Source organism: Duganella aceris, from assembly GCF_011090165.1.
Taxonomy (GTDB): domain Bacteria; phylum Pseudomonadota; class Gammaproteobacteria; order Burkholderiales; family Burkholderiaceae_D; genus Rugamonas; species Rugamonas aceris.
Map to the genome: position 1 here is coordinate 925,306 of NZ_JAADJT010000001.1, position 20,169 is coordinate 945,474.

General features: G+C 63.3%; 21 protein-coding genes. 6 read left to right on the forward strand and 15 right to left on the reverse strand.

The features are described from left to right. Positions 1-5: 5 nt before the first annotated feature. Complete coding sequence (locus GW587_RS04135; protein ID WP_166098810.1) at positions 6-1,844, forward strand: hypothetical protein; 1,839 nt, start codon at positions 6-8, stop codon at positions 1,842-1,844. Here the strand turns inward: GW587_RS04135 and GW587_RS04140 are convergent, their stop codons facing one another. Next, positions 1,845-3,020: an extracellular catalytic domain type 1 short-chain-length polyhydroxyalkanoate depolymerase gene (locus tag GW587_RS04140; protein ID WP_166098813.1), complete on the reverse strand. Its 1,176-nt coding sequence runs from the start codon at positions 3,018-3,020 to the stop codon at positions 1,845-1,847. It abuts the gene before it with no gap. 9 nt (positions 3,021-3,029) lie between these two features. After that, positions 3,030-3,443: a ribbon-helix-helix domain-containing protein gene (locus GW587_RS04145; protein WP_166098815.1), complete on the reverse strand. Its 414-nt coding sequence runs from the start codon at positions 3,441-3,443 to the stop codon at positions 3,030-3,032. A gap of 85 nt (positions 3,444-3,528) precedes the next feature. Between GW587_RS04145 and GW587_RS04150 the strand changes: the two genes are divergently transcribed. The 4 genes from GW587_RS04150 to GW587_RS04165 all read left to right on the forward strand — a co-directional run bounded on the left by GW587_RS04150 (position 3,529) and on the right by GW587_RS04165 (position 6,221). Further along, positions 3,529-3,735 (forward strand): DUF1289 domain-containing protein, encoded by a 207-nt coding sequence (locus GW587_RS04150; protein WP_166098817.1) that lies wholly within the window; start codon positions 3,529-3,531, stop codon positions 3,733-3,735. Continuing rightward, the gene (locus tag GW587_RS04155; RefSeq protein WP_166098820.1) at positions 3,732-4,640 is read left to right on the forward strand and encodes an MBL fold metallo-hydrolase; all 909 of its coding nucleotides are present in this window, start codon (positions 3,732-3,734) and stop codon (positions 4,638-4,640) included. Before GW587_RS04150 ends, GW587_RS04155 begins: the two co-directional genes overlap by 4 nt. 90 nt (positions 4,641-4,730) lie before the next feature. Further along, positions 4,731-5,684: an NAD(P)H-dependent flavin oxidoreductase gene (locus GW587_RS04160; protein ID WP_166098822.1), complete on the forward strand. Its 954-nt coding sequence runs from the start codon at positions 4,731-4,733 to the stop codon at positions 5,682-5,684. 81 nt (positions 5,685-5,765) lie between these two features. Next, the gene (locus GW587_RS04165; protein WP_166098826.1) at positions 5,766-6,221 is read left to right on the forward strand and encodes a hypothetical protein; all 456 of its coding nucleotides are present in this window, start codon (positions 5,766-5,768) and stop codon (positions 6,219-6,221) included. On the opposite strand, the gene GW587_RS04170 is transcribed toward GW587_RS04165, so the two are convergent. The 12 genes from GW587_RS04170 to GW587_RS04225 all read right to left on the reverse strand — a co-directional run bounded on the left by GW587_RS04170 (position 6,218) and on the right by GW587_RS04225 (position 18,954). Next, entirely contained in the window at positions 6,218-7,675 is a 1,458-nt protein-coding gene (locus tag GW587_RS04170) for an amidohydrolase family protein (RefSeq protein WP_166098829.1), read from the reverse strand. The two genes, GW587_RS04165 and GW587_RS04170, sit on opposite strands and share 4 nt — an antisense overlap. Before the next feature lie 79 nt (positions 7,676-7,754). After that, positions 7,755-8,945, reverse strand: coding sequence for an AraC family transcriptional regulator (locus GW587_RS04175; RefSeq protein WP_229259272.1), 1,191 nt, complete (start codon positions 8,943-8,945; stop codon positions 7,755-7,757). Beyond that, positions 8,882-9,706 carry a substrate-binding periplasmic protein gene (locus tag GW587_RS04180; RefSeq protein WP_166098832.1) on the reverse strand — a complete coding sequence of 275 codons (825 nt, stop codon included), beginning with the start codon at positions 9,704-9,706 and terminating at the stop codon, positions 8,882-8,884. The genes GW587_RS04175 and GW587_RS04180 overlap by 64 nt, the downstream gene beginning before the upstream one ends. A gap of 10 nt (positions 9,707-9,716) precedes the next feature. Then, positions 9,717-10,286 (reverse strand): hypoxanthine-guanine phosphoribosyltransferase, encoded by a 570-nt coding sequence (locus tag GW587_RS04185; RefSeq protein WP_166098836.1) that lies wholly within the window; start codon positions 10,284-10,286, stop codon positions 9,717-9,719. Between the two features lie 92 nt (positions 10,287-10,378). Continuing rightward, on the reverse strand, positions 10,379-11,644 hold the full coding sequence (locus GW587_RS04190) for a phenylacetate--CoA ligase family protein (RefSeq protein WP_166098839.1): 1,266 nt from the start codon (positions 11,642-11,644) through the stop codon (positions 10,379-10,381). Between the two features lie 4 nt (positions 11,645-11,648). After that, entirely contained in the window at positions 11,649-11,996 is a 348-nt protein-coding gene (locus GW587_RS04195) for an MmcQ/YjbR family DNA-binding protein (RefSeq protein ID WP_166098842.1), read from the reverse strand. Between the two features lie 7 nt (positions 11,997-12,003). After that, positions 12,004-12,846, reverse strand: coding sequence for an ABC transporter ATP-binding protein (locus GW587_RS04200; RefSeq protein WP_166098844.1), 843 nt, complete (start codon positions 12,844-12,846; stop codon positions 12,004-12,006). Further along, positions 12,843-14,156: an ABC transporter substrate-binding protein gene (locus GW587_RS04205; RefSeq protein ID WP_166098846.1), complete on the reverse strand. Its 1,314-nt coding sequence runs from the start codon at positions 14,154-14,156 to the stop codon at positions 12,843-12,845. The genes GW587_RS04200 and GW587_RS04205 overlap by 4 nt, the downstream gene beginning before the upstream one ends. A 31-nt stretch (positions 14,157-14,187) precedes the next feature. Beyond that, the gene (locus GW587_RS04210; protein WP_166098849.1) at positions 14,188-15,246 is read right to left on the reverse strand and encodes a branched-chain amino acid ABC transporter permease; all 1,059 of its coding nucleotides are present in this window, start codon (positions 15,244-15,246) and stop codon (positions 14,188-14,190) included. 11 nt (positions 15,247-15,257) lie between these two features. Continuing rightward, entirely contained in the window at positions 15,258-16,154 is an 897-nt protein-coding gene (locus GW587_RS04215; protein ID WP_371875542.1) for a branched-chain amino acid ABC transporter permease, read from the reverse strand. 5 nt (positions 16,155-16,159) lie between these two features. Next, positions 16,160-16,993 carry an ABC transporter ATP-binding protein gene (locus tag GW587_RS04220; RefSeq protein WP_166099166.1) on the reverse strand — a complete coding sequence of 278 codons (834 nt, stop codon included), beginning with the start codon at positions 16,991-16,993 and terminating at the stop codon, positions 16,160-16,162. A 14-nt stretch (positions 16,994-17,007) separates the two neighbouring features. Continuing rightward, positions 17,008-18,954, reverse strand: a complete 1,947-nt coding sequence (locus tag GW587_RS04225; protein ID WP_207393345.1) for an AMP-dependent synthetase/ligase — start codon at positions 18,952-18,954, stop codon at positions 17,008-17,010. A 142-nt stretch (positions 18,955-19,096) separates the two neighbouring features. Between GW587_RS04225 and GW587_RS04230 the strand changes: the two genes are divergently transcribed. Next, on the forward strand, positions 19,097-19,786 hold the full coding sequence (locus GW587_RS04230; RefSeq protein WP_166098857.1) for a Crp/Fnr family transcriptional regulator: 690 nt from the start codon (positions 19,097-19,099) through the stop codon (positions 19,784-19,786). A 90-nt stretch (positions 19,787-19,876) separates the two neighbouring features. Here the strand turns inward: GW587_RS04230 and GW587_RS04235 are convergent, their stop codons facing one another. Continuing rightward, positions 19,877-20,023 carry a hypothetical protein gene (locus GW587_RS04235; protein WP_166098860.1) on the reverse strand — a complete coding sequence of 49 codons (147 nt, stop codon included), beginning with the start codon at positions 20,021-20,023 and terminating at the stop codon, positions 19,877-19,879. Positions 20,024-20,169 lie beyond the last annotated feature (146 nt).

The following is a 20,169-nucleotide window of genomic DNA, read 5'->3' on the forward strand; positions in this document are numbered from 1 at the left end:
GCAAAATGAACCAGACCTCGCTTGACAAACAAAGTGGCGGTGCAGAAGATAGTCAGATAGCCCGCATCGTGCGGCTGGAGACCAATATGGACAACGTCACCAGCATACTTCCGTCTTTGCAAAAGAAAGAGGAAGAACATCACCAGTCCACCCTGCTGCGGATGGATCATCTGCACCAATTGGCGTTGACGCGGATGGACCATCTCCACCACTTGGCCTTGACGCGGATGGACGACAACAAACAGGCCATGCTCGACAGGATAGACTCGCTGTCCGACAAGGTGGACCGGAACAACCTATCCACGCTCGCCAAAATCCACGAAAACAGCCAGTCCACGCTTGCTCGCATGGATCAGTACAGTCGGTCGCTGTCCGACAAGGTGAACCAAAACAACCAGTCGACGCTCGCCCGAATGGATCAGTACAACCAGTCGCTGTCCGATAGGGTGGAGCGAAGCAGCCAGTTCGCGCTCGTTAAAATCGATGAAAACAGCCGGTCCACGTTTGCTCGCATGGATCAGTACAATCGGTCGCTGTCCGACAAGGTAGACCAAAACAATCAGTCCACGCTCGCCCGGATGGATCAGTACAGCCAGTCGTTATCCGAAAAGGTAGAGCGGAGCAGCCAGTTCGCGCTCGCTAAAATCGATGAAAACAGCCAGTCCACGCTTGCTCGCATGGATCAGTACAATCGGTCGTTGTCCGACAAGGTGGACCAAAACAATCAGTTCGCGCTTGCCCGGATGGATCAGTACAACCAGTCGCTGTCCGATAAGGTTGAGCGAAGCAGCCAGTTCGCGCTCGTTAAAATCGATGAAAACAGCCAGTCCACGTTTGCTCGCATGGATCAGTACAATCAGTCGCTGTCCGACAAGGTGGACCAAAACAATCAGTCCACGCTTGCCCGGATGGATCAATACAGCCAGTCGTTATCCGAAAAGGTGGAGCGAAGCAGCCAGTTCGCGCTCGCTAAAATCGATGAAAACAGCCAGTCCACGCTTGCTCGCATGGATCAGTACAATCAGTCGCTGTCCGACAAGGTGGACCAAAACAATCAGTCCACGCTCGCCCGGATGGATCAGTACAACCAGTCGCTGTCCGATAAGGTGGAGCGGAGCAGCCAGTTCGCGCTCACTAAAATCGACGAAAACAGCCAGTCCACGCTTGCTCGCATGGATCAGTACAGCCAGTCGCTGTCCGACAAGGTGGAGCGAAGCAGCCAGGTCGCGTTCGCTAAAATCGACGAAAGCAGCCAGTCCACGCTTGTTCGCATGGATCAGTACAACCAGTCGCTGTCCGATAAGGTGGAGCGAAGCAGCCAGTTCGCGCTCGCTAAAATCGACGAGAACCGCCAGTCGATGCTTGCTCGCATGGATCAGTACAATCAGTCGCTCTCCGACAAGGTGGATCAGAACAACCAGTCCACGCTTGCCCGAATGGATCAGTACAACCAGTCGCTGTCCGACAAGGTGGACCGGAACAACCACTCCACGCTTGCCCGGATGGATCAGTACAGCCAGTCGCTGTCTGAGAAAATCGACAAGGACAACCAGTCGACGCTCGCAAGGATGGACGTATACAATCAGTCGCTGTCTGAGAAAATCGACAAGGGCAACCAATCGACGCTCGCTAGGATGGACATATACAATCAGTCGCTGTCTGACAGGATGGACCAGAGCAATCGCTCACTGCTGGACCGTATTGAGCGCGGCTTCGATCGCGCCAACGACCGTGTCGACCGCTCGGACGAACGGCATGGTCGTGACATGCGCTGGGTGATCGGCTTGCTCGTCACTAATACCGTGGCGATCGTCGGCGTCGCCATCCGCCTGATCGCGGCCTGATCAGGCGACCGTGCTGAAGAAGCGCAGCATTTCACGGCTGGCGTCCGGGCCTTTGGCGTCGGTGTAGCTGCCGTGGGCGCTGCCGCCCGACCAGGCGTGGCCGGCGCCGTGCACCACCCAGTGTTCGCCGACCGCCGTACCGTCCTTCTTGACGTGCGTAGTCTGCGTGTAGCGATGCCCGTTCGGCACCGCGCCCGATTGCACCGACGGCCGCGCGTCCTTGTGGCTGTTCAGCCGTTGCTCGATCACCTGCTCGCCGTTGCGCGGATTGACCGTGGTGTCGCTGTCGCCATGGAACACGATGATGGGCTGCGAACTATTCCCGCCCTTGTGCGCAGTGGCCGCGCCGCGTTTCATGGCGCTCAGCGCCGACGGCAGATCCTGCGCCGAAGCGAACGGCAACCCCGAATGCACGCCCACCGCCGCGAACAATTCCGGATACAGCGTGCCGACGATCACCGCCATCGCGCCGCCGGCCGACAGTCCGGCCACATACACCTGCCGCTCATTGACCGGATACTCGTCGATGATCTGCTGCGCGATGCCGGCGATGATCGACGGCTCGCCCTGGCCATGCTGCTGGTCGATGGCGTTGAACCAGTTCCAGCACTTGGACTGGTTGTGGTTGGCGGTCTGCTCTGGATAGGCCACCAGCCATTCCATTTCCTCGGCCAGCTGGTTCATCTGCGTGCCGGCGGCGAAATCGTCCGGATTCTGGGTGCAGCCGTGCAGCATCACCAGCAGCGGCATCGCCTGGCCGTGGTAGCTTGACGGAATGTACAGCTTGTAATTGCGCGACCCCGCATGGTTGCTATAACTGCCACGGATGAATTGCGCGCCTTCCGGCAGCGCCGCCGCCGGGTGCGACACGGTACCGACATCGATGGCGCGATCGATATTCGCTTGCAGATCGATCTTGATGCCCATGCGGTTCAACATATCCTGCGCGTATTCGGTCGGATTGGTGGCCGGGTTCGGCGCGGTGGCCTGATGCTGCGGCGGCGTGCCGGCGTCGTTCGATTCGCTGCGCGGCGCCGCGTTCGGCGGCGGCGGATTGATGTCGCGCATGGCCGGTTGCGTCGCCGGCGCCGGCGGGCGATGCAGATGCACCGCTTGCATGGTTTGCTGCAGTTTTTGCGCAACGTCGCGCATATTGTTTAAAAATGGTAATTTCATAGTGGTTCCTTAATGGATGCGCTGCGCCAGTGCGGTTTTGAGCACGGCGCTGGCGTGCAGCGAGCCGAGTACAAAAATTGATTCGATGGTCGCCAGCGCCAGTTCGACCGATACGTCGCTGGCGATGCTGGCCAAGCCCAGTACCTGGATCTGCAACCGTTGGCCGGCGGCCTGGATACGCTCCAGGTCGGCCCGCGAATAGTGCTGCATGCCCAGCACCAGGCTTTTGCGCGCGACGGTCTGTTTCACCACGTCAGCGTGCTGGTTCAACTGATTGCGGATCGCGGTGCGGATCAGATCGGTGCGGTTCGAGTAAAACCCTTCCTGCACCAGCAGGTCAATCTGCCCCAAGTCGATGGGACCGAGGTTGATCGTGATCTTTTCCGACTCTGCGGTCTTCAGTTTTAATTCTTGCTGTGCCATGTTCTCCATCCATTCACCATCTATATGGATGGTAGTATGGGCCCGAAATGCACAAAGTCAAGCGGGTTCAGGTCATAATGTCGGCATGAGTGAACCAACCAACATAACGCCGGTGCCTTCCCCCTGCGTCAGCCTGTGCAAGATGGATGCCGACCGCCGCTACTGCATGGGCTGCCTGCGCACCATTCCCGAGATCATTGCCTGGAGCAAGGCCGACGACGATTACAAGCGCGCCGTCTGGGCCGAACTGCCGTCGCGCCGGGCCACCGTCGACGCCGAAGAGGACGAATGAACGCGCTGCCGGAGTCGATCCAGGTGTTCGAACGGGGCTGGCTCTCGTCGAACAATATCCTGTTGCTGGGCCGCCACGATACGGCCATCATCGACACCGGCTACCTGAGCCACGCGCCGCAGACGCTGGAACTGGTGCGGCACGCCTTGCGTGGCCGCCATCTGGATCGCATCATCAACACCCATTTGCATTCCGACCATTGCGGCGGCAACGCGCTGTTGCAGGCCCACTACGGCAGCGACACCGCGATTCCGGTGGCCGAGGCGGAAAAAGTGCGGCATTGGGACGTGGACGCGCTCAGCTTCAAGGCCACCGGCCAGTGCTGCGACCGCTTCACCTTCGACGCCACCATTGCGCCGGGCGACGTGCTGCAACTGGCCGACATGGAATGGCGGGCGCTGGGCGCGCCCGGCCACGATCCGCATTCGCTGATTTTCTACTGCCCGCAGGAGCGGGTGCTGGTCTCGGCCGACGCGCTGTGGGAAAACGGCTTCGGCGTGATCTTCCCCGAGCTGGACGGCGAATCCGGCTTCGCCGAGGCGCGCGCCACGCTGGATCTGATCGCCGGGCTGGACGTGCGGCTGGTGATCCCCGGCCACGGCGCGCCGTTCGCCGATGTGGCCGGCGCGCTGGCGCGAGCCTATTCTCGGCTCGACTACCTGGCGGCCGATCCGTTGCGCAACGCGCAGAACGCGCTGAAAGTGCTGCTCAAGTTCCTGTTGCTGGAGCGGCAGCGCATCGCGCTGGCAGACGTACCGCAGCTGCTGCTGGCGATGCCGGTGTTCGAAGCGGCCAACCGCAACTTCCTGCACCAGTCGCCGGAACAGCTGGGCAGCTGGGCGGTCAGCCAGCTGGTACGCGCCGCTGCCGCCCGCGTCGAGGGTGAGTACTTACTGAACGAGTGAAAATAGAGGAACTCGCCTAGTTTCTGCACGATCGTACTTTTTTCGATCTATAATCGTTTTTCCGATTAATTTCCTCACAGCGAGTTCGCCATGGCCCTGCCTGCAGCGTTGCAAAATCTTTCACTCCCGGTTATCGCCTCCCCGTTGTTCATCGCCAGCGGCCCGGCCCTGGTCGCGGCGCAGTGCAAGGCCGGCATCGTCGGTTCCTTCCCGGCGCTCAATGCGCGGCCGGCGGAATTGCTGGATGTGTGGCTGACCGATCTGCAACAGGAACTGGCCGACTATCAGGCCGCCAATCCGGGCAAGCGCGTCGGCCCGATCGCCGTCAACCAGATCGTGCACCAGTCGAACGACCGGCTGGCGCATGACGTCGAAGTCTGCGTCAAGCACCAGATTCCGATCATCATCTCGTCGCTGCGCGCGCCGCCGAAGGAAATGCTGGACGCCATCCACAGCTACGGCGGCATCGTCATGCACGACGTGATCTCGATCCGCCACGCGGAAAAAGCGCTGGAGGCGGGCGTCGACGGCTTGATCCTGGTTGCCAGCGGCGCCGGCGGCCATGCCGGCACCTTGTCGCCGTTCGCGCTGGTGGGCGAGGTGCGCAAGTTCTTCAACGGTCCGGTCGCGCTGTCGGGCGCCATCGCCACCGGCGACGCGGTGCTGGCGGCGCAGGCGATGGGCGCGGACTTCGCGTACATCGGCTCGCGCTGGCTGGCGACCAGGGAATCGAACGTCAGCGAAAGTTATCGCGAGGCGATCGTCGAATCGGCCGCCGCCGACATCGTGTACTCGAACCTGTTCACCGGCGTGCACGGCAACTACCTGAAGAAATCCATCGTCGCCGCCGGCCTGGATCCGGACGCGCTGCCGCAGGCCGACAAGACCGCGATGAACTTCGGCTCCGCCAGCGCCAAGGCCTGGCGCGACATCTGGGGCGCCGGCCAGGGCGTGGGCCTGATGGACGACATCCCGACCACCGCCGAGATGGTGGCGCGCCTGAAGGCCGAGTACAACGCCGCGCGCGCGCGCCTGGCTTTGTAACAGGGCGCGAAACAAAATTTCGGGCGGTCCTGGATTGTTTTTAAGTTAATATCGATTGACCAAAACAATCCGGGAAGCGTCATGAAAAAGCTGCTGCTCTGCTCGATGTTGTCCACTTCCGCCATCTGTGGCGCCGCATTCGCCGCCGCCAGCGATCCGCAACCGTCAGCCTTCGATTGCGTGCAACCTCAAATTCCCTCGTATTCGACCTCCACCGAAGGCTTGCGCCGCGTTGAGAAGCGCATCGACGCGTGGACGCGTTGCGCCGGCGTTTATCTGGACAAGAATGACAGTGCCGCCGCCCGCGACCAGGTGCGGCAAGCGGCCCGGGAGATCGGCGCACGCCAGCAGGAGTGGATGGCCGCGACCGCGCGCTACAACAACGGCCAGGCCGCCGGCGGCATCGCCTTGACGCTCATGGAGCGCGACCACGCGGAGTGGTATATGAGCACCGTCTCGGCGACGCGCAGCTATCGCTACGTCGCGCCGCTGCCTGCCGAAACCCGCATCGTCCCACTCGCATCCGAAGGCGGCTAGCGCGCCGCCAGATTTTCCCGCGCCGTTTGTTTGCCGCGTATCCAGACCGTTTGCACGCTGTCGTAGGCGGCGATGTCGGCCAGCGGCGAGGTTTTCATCAGCACCAGATTGGCGACCTTGCCGGCTTCGATCGTCCCCAAGTCCGCATCGAGCTTGAAGGTGCGGGCGTTGTTGATGGTCGCCGCCTTGAAGATCTGCGCCAGCGACATGCCGGCCAGATGCAGGTTACGCATCTCCAGATACCCATTCAAGCCGGGGATATTGCCGTAGGTCGGCGATGACGGCGTATCGGTGCCGAACACGAAGTTGGCGTCTTTTTTCGCGAGATAGGCCACCACTTGCCGCTGCCGGCGCAACGGCTCCTCCATCCCCTGCCGCGCCGCCTCGTCGGTGTCGTCCTCGGTGACCTCCTGCTTGAACCAGTTGCCTTCCGGCGTCTTGAGCCAGGCCAGCATCGACTTCGGCAGCAGCTTGGGCAGCGCAGGGTTGTTCAGATAATCCGGATCGACGTAGGCGCGCAGCCCGTACAGCACCTGCATCGTCGGCTGATAGCCGATCCTGCGCTCGGCGATGCGGTCCAGCAGCAGCTTGATCTCGTCCGGCACCTGCGGCGATTTATTCAGCGCGCCCCAGTGCCACATGCCATGCGCCAGCACATCCACGCCGCCGTTGACGGCGAAAGTCTGCGCCTCGAACGAATTGCCGTGCGTGACCAGCACCAGGCCATCCTTGCTGGCCGCCGCGCGCACCTCGGCATACACGGCGGGGCTCATCACCGGCAGGTTGCGCTGGTTGCCGAAACCGTGCTCGAAATGGGTCTTGACGCAGATGGCGCCGTCGGCCTTGACCCGCGCCACGCCTTTGGCCGGAGTGTAGTCCTCCGGCTTGAAACGCGACGGGATCTTGTCCGCCTGCGCCGGGTCGTAGATAAAATTGGAGAAGGTGGTGAAGCGCGTCTCCGGCGGCGCGTACGACGACGGGTAGCCGTTGGCGAACACCAGCGGCGCGCCGCAGTCGTAGACGTCCGGGTGCAGCGGCGAGGCCTTGACCATGTCGATGAATTCGCGGCTGCCGGCCGCCAGGTCGATCACCGTGGTGTAGCCGTAGTAGAGGAAGGAGCGCGGCATCTGTGTGAAGTATTCGGCGGCCATCGCCTTCATGTGGTCGGCCTGCTCGAAGCTCATGCCGGGGACGGCCAACAGGTGGACGTGGGAGTCGATCAGTCCCGGCGTCAGGTAGCCGCCCTTGCCGTCGACGGTGAGCGCGCCTTTGGGCGCCTTGGCCGCGCCGCGTTCGACGCGGATGATGCGCTGGTCCTCGATCAAGACGCTGCCACTTTCGATGCGGTCCAGCTTTTCCGGCGATACCAGTTTGACGTTGGTGATCCAGGTTTGCGGCCCGGCGGAGGCGTGGGCGCAGACCAGCAGGGACAAGGCAAGGTAAAGGGATTTCATGTGCGGCTCCGTGACTTTGAGGCCTTCAGTGTGCCGCCGCGCGACGCGTCTTGCGTCCCAAATGATGATTTGGCACGCGCTACACCGGGGTCTCGGCCTGGCTGCGGAATTCGCCGGGCGTGAGGCCGGTGTGTTTCTTAAATGCGCGGTTCATCGCGCTTTTGCTGTTAAATCCCGCTGCCAGCGCCAAGTCGAGGATGCTGGCGCTGGCCTGCAAAGGGTCGTGCAAGGCGCTTTTGAGCGCTTCGACGCGGTGGCGGTTCAGATAGTCGGCGAAATTCGCGCCAGCGCTTTCGTTGATCAGTTGCGACAGCTCGTGCGGCGTCATCGCCACTTGCGCCGCCAGCTCGTCCAGCTTCAACTCACCGTTGCGGTACGGCTGTTCGCGTTCCATGCAGGCGGTCAGGCGGGCCAGGAAGGCGTCGCGGTCGATTGTGAATAACTGGCTGCCCGCGTAGCGCGGCTTGGGCTGCGCTGGCGGTGGCGGTTCCGGCGGCAGCGGGCGCGGACGGTAGCCGAGCGGCAGCCGCATCGCGGTGAAGGCGGTCGCGAACACGAACAGCATCAGGGCGATGCCGTCGACCGCATCGCCGGACAGCGGCAGCTTGGCGTCCGCCCCGGACACGGCCAGCGCCAGCGCGGCGATGCTCAAGGCGCCGCTGGCCAGCCAGATGCGCATCAGCCGCCGCAAACCGTGCACCAGCTCCGAATCCGCCGGCACGCGCCGGATCAGCCGGTGGCTGGCGCGGATGTACAGCAGCAGGATCGCCAGCTTGGCCAGTCCCGCCAGCGTCAGATACCACGGCCAGCCGTCCCACTGCCGCATCCAGGCCAGTTTTTCGGCGGCCGGGCGCAGGTAGAACGGCAGCATCGCCAGCGTGGCGAGGACGAACGGCGCGAAATGCAGCAGCGCGCGGCGGCCTAGTGGCTGGTCCGACAGCATCGCGCGCAGATAAAGGTAGAGCAGCGGTCCCACCGCCAGCCCGAGCGTGACGATGGCCAGCGCGCTATGCGGATACTGCTGGTACAGGTGATTGAGTCCCAGCCAGGCGTGGCCGAGGATGGCCGAGAACACCAGCAGCAACGCCGACAGCAAGCGGTTTGCGGTCCGCATTTCCGGCTGTCGCGCGCTGAGCAGGGCGGCGGCGAGGATGACCGCCTGGCCGATCGCCAGCAGGAATAATCCGGACAGCGCGGCGTCCAGCATCAGCGCAGGCGCATGCTGGCGGCGACCACGTTGGCCGGATAGTAGCGGCGGTACTGCTCCCATACCTTGGCGTCGTCGTAGCCCTTGCGCAGTTGCGCGGTCAGGTAGCGGCGCTGTTCGGCGTTGAGCGTCTTGCGCGACAGGTAGATACCGCTATGGCTCCACGGCAGTTCGGGCAGCTCTTCGATGCGCAGGCGGTCCAGCAATGGCCGCACGCGCTGGTTCTCGATCATCGCCTGGGCAAGGCTCATCGGCGTCAGGATGGTGACGTCGGCCATGCCTTCGCCCAGCAGGCGCGCCACTTGCAGCGGATCCGGTTCAAGGTACAGCCGGCCCTGGCGGCTCAGCTCCGCGAGCGCGGCCTGATAGGCTTCGCCGTAGTCGTTGCCGCGCACCGCGACCACGCGCAGCTCGTGCCGTTGCAGCAGTTCGGTCAGGTCGCGCACCGCCGGCCGGTCGGCATCGACCGACAGCAGCATCGCGCGCGCGCTGGCCATCGGCACGAAATCGCCGAACTGGTCGCGGCGCGGGGTGCCGACGGCGGGCACCATCACATCCGCCGTGCCGAGTTCGAACATCGATTCGAGCCGCGCCTGCGGCACCACGGAAGTCTTGAACACACAGCCGGTGCGGGCGGAGACCTGCTTCAGCAGCGCCGGATAAATGCCGCTGACCTGATTGCCTTCGATGATGACGCCGATGCCGACCGGCGCCAGCGGCGTGACGATCGGGCGGCCGCAGTTGGCGGCGGCGGGCAAGGCGCAGAAAGCCACCGCCGCAAAGCCGGCACCACGCAGCAGCCAGGATGGAGACGGCGTCCGCACCGGCGTCCGATCAGCCGTCGGTCCGGATCGCCCACAGGCCCGGCAGATTGCGCCAGTAGCCGTAGGCGTCCATGCCGAAACCGACCACGAAGCGATTCGGGATCGTGATGCCGACGATGTCGGCCTTGACCGGCTTGGCCTTGCCGATCGCCTTGTCGGCGAAGACGGCCAGGATCACTTCGGAGGCGCCCATGTCGAGCAGGCGCTGTTTGACATGGGCCAGCGTTTCGCCTTCGTCGAGGATATCGTCCAGCACGATGACGGTGCGGCCGGTGACGTTCGAACGCGGCACGACCTTCCACACCACCTGGCCGCCCTGGTCGTCGTCGCCGTAGCGGCTGACGTGGATATAGTCGAATTCGAGCGGGAAGGTCAGCTGCGGCAGCAGATTGCCGGTGAAGACCACGGCGCCGCCCATCACGCCCAGCACCAGCGGGAACTCTTCGCTATCGGGATGATTGAAGCGGGTGTTGAGGGTGTCGGCCATCGCGGTGACGGCGCTGTCGACTTTCTCTTTGCTGAACAGCTCTTCGGCGTTCTCCAGCAGGGCGCGGGCGCGGTTGTGGTGGAAGTCTTGCATGGTCTTCTGGGTCTTCTAAAAACAGGTGGGAAGACCGATATTATCCGCCATATCCAGCGCTGCCGCTTGCCGTTGGTTTTACGCCACAACGCCTATTTGTAGTCGCGCACATCGTCGATCACCTTGCCGTCGCCGGGCAGGCTGCCGACGGCGGCGAACACCACCTCGCCGCGCAGCTTGGTCAGGTCGCGGATCGATTCGACGATGCTGGCGCCGAGGTCGGCGGCGCCGGCGCCATCCGGCTCGGCGACTTCGCAATGCAGCGTCATCACGTCCTGCGCCATGCTGCCCGAGACCACCAGCCGCGCCTTGACGATCTCCGGGTGGCGCCGGGTCACTTCGTGCACCTGCGACGGGTGGACGAACATCGCGCGTACCTTGGTGGTCTGGTCGGCGCGGCCCATCCAGCCCTTGATGCGGATGTTGGTGCGGCCGCACGGCGAGGCGTCGGCGCCGGTCAGGATCGCCGACAGGTCGCCGGTGGCGAAGCGGATCAGCGGATAGTCCGGGTTGAAGACCGTCACCACCACTTCGCCGATCTCGCCGTCGGGCACCGGATCGCCGCTGCCGGGGCGTACGATCTCCAGGATCACGTCTTCATCCAGCACCATGCCGGGCACGCGCACGCCGCCGCTGCTGGTCTCGTAGGCGATGCTGCCGATATCGGCCGAGGCGTACATCTGCAGCACATGCGGCACGCCGTGCGCGGCGAACCACTCGCGCAGCGATTCGGGCAGCGCTTCCGCACCCAGCATGGCGTGCTTGATGCTGCCGATGTCGGTGCCCAGCTCGCGCGCCTTTTCGATGATGATCTTCAGGAAGGACGGTGTGCCGACGTAGGTGTCGGGCCGCAGCTCGCTGATGGCCTGCACCTGCAACTCGGTCTGGCCGCTGCCGGCCGGGATCACGGTGCAGCCGATGCGCGCGGCGCCGCCTTCGACCATGAACGCCGCCGGCGTGAAGTGGTAGGAGAAGCAGTTCTGCAGCAGGCCGCCGGGCCGCACGCCGGCGGCGTACATCGGCCGCGCGAAACGCCACCAGTCCTTGCCGCGTCCCTCGGGATCGAAGATCGGTCCAGGCGACATGAACACCCGCCCCAGCTGGGCGACCGGAGTCGTGTTCAAGCCGCCGAACGGCGGCTGTCCCTTTTGCAGCGCGTGCAGCGCGGACTTGCGCGTCACCGGCAGCGTGGCCAGCGCGGCGCGGCTGTGGATGTCGGTGGCGTTCACGTCGCGCAGGATGCGCGACCAGCCGGCGGCGGCCTTGGCGCGCGCCACCAGCTGCGGCAGGCGCGCCATCAGTTCGCGTTCGCGCTGCTCCGGCGGACGGGATTCCAGGTTGTCGAGGGTATCGGCCATATAGTTATCCTTGTATTTCGCGTTGCAGCTTTTTGGTCAGCTTGGCGAACACCAGCTCATAAGAACGTTTCAGCAGATCGCCCGCTTCGGCGTCGCTGATGGATTTCAGGTCTTCGATGTACACCCACTTGGCGCGCGCCAGGTAGGGCGCGGGAATGATGCCGGGGCGGTCGGTCAACTCCAGGAAGCGGTCGTCGTCGACCTTGAAGCTGATGCCCTTGGCCTTGTCCTCCAGCGCCGTGACGGCGAACATTTTCTCGCCGACGGAGAACACCAGGTCGGCGCCCCACTTGGTGTCTTCGGTGGCGCCGGGGAAGGAGCGGCAAAGGGCCTTGGCTTTCGTGATGTTCATTGCGCTCCTATGCCAGCCAGCGCTTGCGGCGGCGGTAAAATTTCATGTCGCGGAAGCTCTTGCGGCCGGCTGCGGAAACGCCGAGGTAGAACTCCTTGACGTCCTCGTTGCAGGCCAGTTCGGCGGCCGCGCCTTCCATCACCACGCGGCCGTTTTCCAGGATGTAGCCGAAGTCCGCGTAACGCAGCGCGATGCTGGTGTTCTGCTCCGCCAGCAGGAAGGAGACGTTCTCCTTGCTGTTCAAGTCCTTCACGATGCCGAAGATCTCGTCGACGATCTGCGGCGCGATGCCCATCGATGGCTCGTCCAGCAGGATCATCGACGGCTTGGCCATCAGCGCGCGGCCGATGGCGCACATCTGCTGCTCGCCGCCGGAGGTGTAGCCGGCCTGACTGCCGCGCCGTTCGCGCAGGCGCGGGAAGTAGTGATAGACCTTCTCCAGCGATTGCTTGAGCTCCGCCCGCGAGATGCTGCGGGTGTAGGCGCCGGTCAGCAGGTTTTCTTCGATGGTCAGGTGGCCGAAGCAGTGGCGTCCCTCCATCACCTGCGACAGGCCGCGCTTGACCAGCTCATTCGGCGTGAGCTGGTCGATGCGCTCGCCCTTGAACTGGACCTCGCCCTTGGTGACGTCGCCGCGCTCGCCGCGCAACAGCGTGGAGATGGTCTTCAGCGTGGTGGACTTGCCGGCGCCGTTGGCGCCCAGCAGCGCGACGATCTTCCCTTGCGGGACTTGCAGCGACACGCCCTTCAGCACCAGGATCACGTGGTCGTAGATCACCTCGACGTTGTTCACCGAGAGGTAGGGCGTCGCCGCCGGCGCGGCGGCGGTGGTTGCGGTGGCGATCGTCATTTGGCGCAGGCCGGCGTGATTTTCTTCTCGGCCGCATAGGCGGCGGAGCTTTCCTCCAGCAGCCTGCGGGTCAGCGCCTTGTCGCCGACGATCCAGTTCGGCGTGATGGCGTTCCACTTCTTGCCATCCCACTGCTGGACCTTCACCGCGCCGGAGCCTTCATGATCGTCGCAGCTGGTCCTCACCGTCGGCAGCATGCCGAAGGCGCCGATGGCTTTCTGCCGCGCCTCGTCGACGTTCAGGTTCTCCAGGCCCCAGCGCATTTGCTCGCCGCTGACGCGCTTGCCCTTGCCGAACTTCTCCTGCGCGGTGCGGATCGCCTCGACCCACAGGATGGCCGCGCTGACGCCGCGCATGTGGTACACGGAGCCGATGCGATTGCTGTCGGCCAGGTTGCCCTTGCCGGCGCCGTAGAGTTTCTTGCGAATGTCGTCCATCACCGGGTAGTTGCCCGGCGTGTTGAAGGTCATCGCGCTGTAGCCCTTGGCGGCGTCGCCGGCCGGTACGGTGTCCTCTTCGGAACCGGCCCACCACACGCCGAGGATCTTCTCGCGCGGGAAGCCGTTGCGCTGCGCGGTCTTGATGGCGACCGCGTTCATCGAGCCCCAGCCCCACAGGATCACATGGTCCGGATTGGCCTGGCGGATCTGCAGCCACTGCGATTGCTGCTCGCTGCCGGGTGGCGTGACCGGGATCTTGATCAGCTCAAAGCCGTACTGCTTGGCCAGCGCCTCCAGCACCGGCAAGGGTTCCTTGCCGAACGCCGAGTCGTGGTACAGGTGGACGATCTTTTTGCCTTTGAGCTTGTCCATGCCGCCGTTCTTGTCGCCGAGGTATTTGATCATCGCGGCGGCCTGGTTCCAGTAGCTGGTAATCAGCGGGAACACATACGGGAACACCTTGCCGTTGGCGGCGTCCGAGCGGCCGTAGCCGATCATCGTCATCGGAATCTTGTCGGTGGCCAGGCGATCCAGCACGCCGTAGGCGACGCCGGTGGACAGCGGCTCGACCAGGGTGGCGCCGCCGTTGCGCGTCTTCAGCCGCTCGTAGCATTCGACGCCGCGCGACGGGTTGTATTCGGTTTCGCATTCCTCCCACGAGATCTTGACGCCGTTGACGCCGCCCGCCAGGTTGACCAGGTTGAAGTAGTCGATGATGCCGCCGTAGAAGCCGGAACCGCCCGCGGCATAAGGGCCGACGCGGTACGAGGGCAGGGCGATGTACTGTTCGGCGGCCGGCTGTGCCCAGGCCGCGCCGGCGCTGGTCAGGGTGATCGTGAGTGCGACTACAACAGATGCGATGCGCTTCATTGTCTTCTCCTCCAGGGTTATTGTTTTGCGTTCAGTGCGGGAAAGGCCACAGACGCAATTTCTCTTTACCGATTTGCCACAAACGCGCCAGACCGTGCGGTTCCACGATCAGGAAAAAGATAATCAGCGCGCCGAACACCATCAGCTCCAGGTTGGAGGCGACGTTGGTCGGCAGCGACAGGCTGTGCGCCAGGATGTTGAGGAACACCGGCAGCAGCACGATGAACGCGGCGCCGAGGTAGGAACCGAGCACCGAACCGACGCCGCCGATGATCACCATGAACAGGATGCGGAACGACAGGTCGAGGTTGTAGGCCTCCGGCTCCACCGTGCCGAGATAGGCATAGGCGTACAGCGCGCCGGCCACGCCGCAGTAGAAGGAGCTGACCGCGAACGCCAGCAGCTTGGTGCGCATCAGGCGGAAGCCGATCACTTCGGCCGCCACGTCCATGTCGCGCACCGCCATCCAGGAGCGGCCGACGTTGGAGCGGATCATGTTCTTGGCCAGCAGCGACATCAGCGCCACCACGGCCAGCACCAGCAGGTATTTGCGGTCCGGCGTATCGAAGGCATAGCCGAGAATGACGATCTTTTGCGCGGTGATGACGCCCGATGTGCTGTAGTTGGTCAGGTAGGGGATCTTGGTCAGGCACCAGACCACGAAGAACTGCGTGGCCAGCGTCGACGCGGCCAGGTAGAAGCCGCGGATGCGCAGCGACGGCAGGCCGAAGGCGATGCCGACCGCCGCCGCGCTCAAGCCGCCCAGCACGAAGGCCAGCAGCACCGGCAGGCCGGGCAAGCGCGCCAGGAAGTTATACGAGGCGAAGGCGCCAACCGCCATGAAGGCCGCCGTGCCCAGCGACAGCTGGCCGGCGTAGCCGGTCAGGATGTTGAGTCCCAGCGCGGCCAGCGAGAAAATCAGGAACGGGATCAGGATCGCCGACAAGGTGTACGGCGACGCAAACAGCGGCACCACCACCACCGCGAACACCAGCAGCGCAAACAACGCCAGCCGGTCCTGCAGGATGGGGAAGATCTGGCTGTCGGCCTGATAGCTGGTTTTGAATTGTCCTGCTTCGCGATAGAGCATGGTGGTCTCTCTCAGATTCTGCGGATGATTTTTTCGCCGAACAGGCCTTCCGGCCGCACCAGCAGGAACAACAAGGCCAACACGTAAGGGAACCAGCCCTCGATGCCGCCGCCGACCAGAGGGCCGATATACACCTCGGCCAGTTTTTCCGAGGCGCCGATGATCAGGCCACCGACGATCGCGCCCGGCATCGAGGTGAAGCCGCCGAGGATCAGCACCGGCAGCGCCTTCAGCGCGACGAAGGTCAGCGCGAACTGCACACCGTTGCGCGCGCCCCACAGAAGACCGGCCACCAGCGCCACCAGTCCGGCCACCGCCCACAGCACCGCCCAGATGCGCTGCAGCGGAATGCCGACCGCCAGCGCGGCCTGGTGATCGTCCGCCACCGCGCGCAGCGCGCGGCCGACCTTGGTGCGCGAGAACAGCAGCGCCAGCGTGGTCACCAGCACGCCGCAGACGGCGGCCGCCATGATGTCGAACTGCGAGACCAGGATGTTAAATTTGTTCATCAGGTATTCGGACGGCACGTCCTCGATCGGCAGCTCCAGCTTGTGCACCTGCGCGCCCCAGATCAGCTGCGCCAGTCCCTCGATGAAGAAGGCCAGGCCGATGGTGGCCATGAACAGCGTGATTTCCGGCTGGTTGACCAGCGGCCGCAGCACCACCCGCTCGATGGCCAGCCCCAGCACGATCATGACGACGATGGTGATCGGGATCGCCACCCACAGTGGCGCGCCGAATTTGTCGATGATGCCGACGCAGGTCAGCGCGGCGAAGAACACCATCGCGCCCTGGGCGAAGTTGAACACGCCGGACGCCTTATAAATCAGCACGAAGCCGATCGCCACCAGCGCGTACATCACGCCGGACAGCAGGCCGCCGATCAGCACCTCGAAGAAGAAGTTGATGTTCATTAGCATTCCGCCTTTCCGAGGTAGGCGTTGATCACATCCTGGTTGGCGCGGATCTGGTCCGGCGTGCCGTCGCCGATCTTCTTGCCGTAGTCGAGCACCACCACGCGGTCCGAGATATCCATCACCACCCCCATGTCATGCTCGATCAGCACGATGGTGGTGCCGAATTGGTCGTTGACGTCGAGGATGAAGCGGCACATGTCCTGTTTCTCTTCGACGTTCATGCCGGCCATCGGCTCGTCCAGCAGCAGGATCTCCGGTTCGGCGGCCAGCGCGCGGCCCAGCTCCACGCGCTTTTGCAGGCCGTAGGGCAGGCGGCCCACCGGCGTCTTGCGGATCGCCTGTATTTCCAGGAAGTCGATGATCTCTTCGGCCTTGATGCGGTGGGCGATTTCCTCGCGCCGCGCCGGGCCCCAGTACAAGGCCTGCATCAGGAAGTTCGATGTCATCTTCAGGTTACGGCCGGTCATGATGTTGTCGAGCACCGTCATGCCCTTGAACAGTGCGATGTTCTGGAAGGTGCGGGCGATGCCGGATTTGGCGGCGGCGTGACAGTCCATATTCTTGCGGTGCTCGCCGCGATAGATGATGTCGCCCTTCTGCGGGCGGTACACGCCGTTGATCACGTTCAGCATCGAGCTTTTGCCGGCGCCGTTCGGGCCGATGATGGCGCGGATCTCGTGCTGCTTCACGTCGAAGGAGATGTCGGTCAGCGCCTTGACGCCGCCGAACGACAGCGAGATGTTCTTCAGGTCGAGGATCACCGGGCCGGTTTGGCGCCGGGGTTGGTCCGCGTCCGCGCCGAAGTGGGCGTCTGGTTCGTTCATCTGCATGGTGGCGGTCTCCGTCATGCCGCTGCCTGGACAGCAGGGAAGGTCTTGCACGGCTCGATCTTCAGGTCCGCCGCCACCAGGCCGCAGCGGCCGTCCTCGAACTTGACCTGAGTTTCGATGTATTGCGACTGCTTGCCGCTGTACAGCGCATCGATCAGCACCGCGTATTTTTCGGCGATGAACTTGCGCCGTACCTTGCGGGTGCGGGTCAGCTCGTCGTCGTCGGGATCGAGTTCCTTGTGCAGCACCAGGTAGCGGTGGATCTGCGTGTCGCCCATCATGCTCTCGGCGGCCAGGTCGGCGTTGACCTGTTCGATGCAGTCGCGCACCAGGCCATACACCTGCGGGTGCGCCGCCAGGTCGGTGTAGCCGGAGTAGGCGATGCTGCGCCGTTCCGCCCAGTTGCCCACCGCTTCGATGTCGATGTTGATGAAGGCGCAGACCTGGTCGCGCTCATGGCCGAACACCACCGCCTCTTTAATGAAGGGGAAGAACTTGAGTTTGTTCTCGATGTAGTTGGGCGCGAAGATGGCGCCGCTGTTCATCTTGCCCACGTCGGCGGCGCGGTCGATGATCTTCAGATGGCCTTCGTGGTCGAACACGCCGGCGTCGCCGGTGTGGAAGTAGCCCTGCGCGTCGATCGCCTCGGCGGTGGCGTCGGGACGCTTGTAATAGCAGTCCATCAAGGTTGGCGACTTGACCAGTACCTCGCCGTTGTCGGCCAGCTTGACCTCGACGCCCGGCGCCGGCAGGCCGACGCTGTCGAACTTGATCTCGCCGTCCGGCTGCAAGCAGATGTAGGCGCAGGTTTCGGTGGAGCCGTAGAACTGTTTCAGGTTGACGCCGATCGAGCGGTAGAAGCGGAACAGGTCCGGGCCGATGGCCGCGCCGGCGGTGTAGGCGACCCGCACCCGCGACAGTCCGAGCACGTTTTTCAGCGGGCCGTAGACCAGCACCCGGCCCAGCGCGTATTGCAGGCGGTCGGACAGCGGTACCGGCTTGTTGTCCAAAATTTGAGCACCGCAGCGCCGCGCCACCGCCATGAAGTGATGGAACATGCGGCGCTTGACGGCGCCGGCGTCCTCCATCCGGATCATCACCGTGGTCAGCATGTTCTCGAACACGCGCGGCGGCGCGAAGTAATAAGTAGGACCGATCTCGCGCATGTCGGTCATGACGGTGTCGCCGGATTCGGGGCAGTTGACGGTGAAGCCGGCCGCCATCGCCTGCGCGAACGAGAACAGGCAGTCGCCGACCCAGGCCATCGGCAGGTAGGACAGGATGTCTTCGGCGTCGGTCAAATTCTCGAAACCGGTGCCGCCGACGCCGGCGGCCATCAGCGCGGCGTGGGTCTGGCATACGCCTTTCGGCTTGCCGGTGGTGCCGGAGGTATAGAGGATGACGGCGTTGTCGCCGCTTTTGCCGGCTTCGATGGCGGCGTCGAACTTGCCGGGGTTGGCCTGGTCCCAGGCGCGGCCCATTTCCTGCAGGCGGGCGAAGGACAGCAGCCCTTTTTGCCGATAGTGGCGCATGCCGCGTTCGTCGTCGTACGCGACATGTTCGATATGCGGATATAAACTTTGCAGTTCCATCAACTTGTCGACCTGTTCCTGGTCTTCGACGATGGCGTAGCGGATCTCGGCGTTTTCCAGCACGTAGGCCATGTCGGCGGCCGGCGCGTCCTGATACAGCGGCACCGGCACGCCACCCAGGCATTGCGCGGCCAGCATCGCCCAATACAGGCGCGGGCGGTTGTCGCCGATGATGGCCAGGTTCATGCCGCGCTGGAAGCCGATCGCGGCGAGGCCGCAGGCCAGCGCGCGCACTTCGTCATTGACCTCGGCCCAGTTCCAGCTTTGCCAGATGCCCAGGTATTTCTCGCGGAAGGCGGGTTTTTCAGGCCGGATCCGGGCGTGGGCCAGCAGCTGGCGCGGGAAAGTCTCGTTCTGTGTTTGCACCAGTGTCTCCTGTTGCGGTTGCTCGTACTTATTAGTTTGTGTTCTTGATACGGCAGCTTTTTGTGTGATGATATTAGCGCGCCGGGGAAAGCCAGGTTGTCTTTTCGGCGACAATTGACCGACATTTCTATGGTGCGACGCAACAATGCCTGATCGATATCAAATCACTTTGCAGGAAGCGCTGCGCTCGGCGATCTGGGCGCAGGGGTTGACGCCGGAACAAATGGCGCGCGTGGAAGCGGAGACATTCGAGACTTTTGTTCCGAAGGGTGGTTACGTCTGCCGCAAAGGCGAGATGGTCGAGAATTGGATCGGTATTATCGACGGCATGGTCAAGATGAATAATTTCTCGGCCGCCGGTAAAAGCGTGACATTCACCGGCGTGCCTCCGGGCGGCTGGTTCGGCGAGGGTTCGGTTTTAAAGAACGAAATCCTTAAATACGATGCGATGGCCTTGCGCGATAGCCGCATCGCGCGCATGCCGGCGGCGACGTTTATGTGGCTGCTCGATAATAGTTTGCCGTTCACGCGGTTTTTAATGATGCAGTTGAATGAGCGGCTTGGCCAGTTTATCGGCATGGTGGAAAACGATCGCTTATTAAATCCCGATACGCGGGTGGCGCGTTGTTTGGCGTCGATGTTTAATTCGCATTTATATCCCGGACTGGAAAAGCTGATTCAGATTTCTCAGGAAGAAGTCGGTCTTTTATCCGGCGCCTCGCGCCAGCGCGCCAACCAGGCTTTGCAGCTTTTGGAAAAACAGGGCTTGCTCAGCATCGGCCACGGCGGCATCCGCATTCTCGATCTCGACGGCCTGCGGCGTTACGAAGCCTGATTTCGGATCGCCCAAGGGGGATTTTGCGCGCGTTTTATGCCAAAAGTTGGCGCGTATTCGCCAACTTCCGGCACGAAGCCGCAGATCAGGCTATCGTTGGAACCGTACGCCCTCGGCGCGGATTGCGGCGCCATTGATCACGGCGGCGCGTTCGCTGGCCAGGAAGGCGACGACATTGGCCACCTCGTGCGGTTTTGCCTGCCGATAAATCAGCGACGATGGGGGATTCTCGGCCATAAACTTCCGGATTCACCGACGAGATAAAACCTTTCAGGCTTTCGGTTTCGTTCGGGCCGGGCAATACCGAATTCACAGTACCTTTGGTAAATTCGGCAAGGCTACGGGAAATCGCGCTCCAGACATTGAATTCGAACATGCGCTGC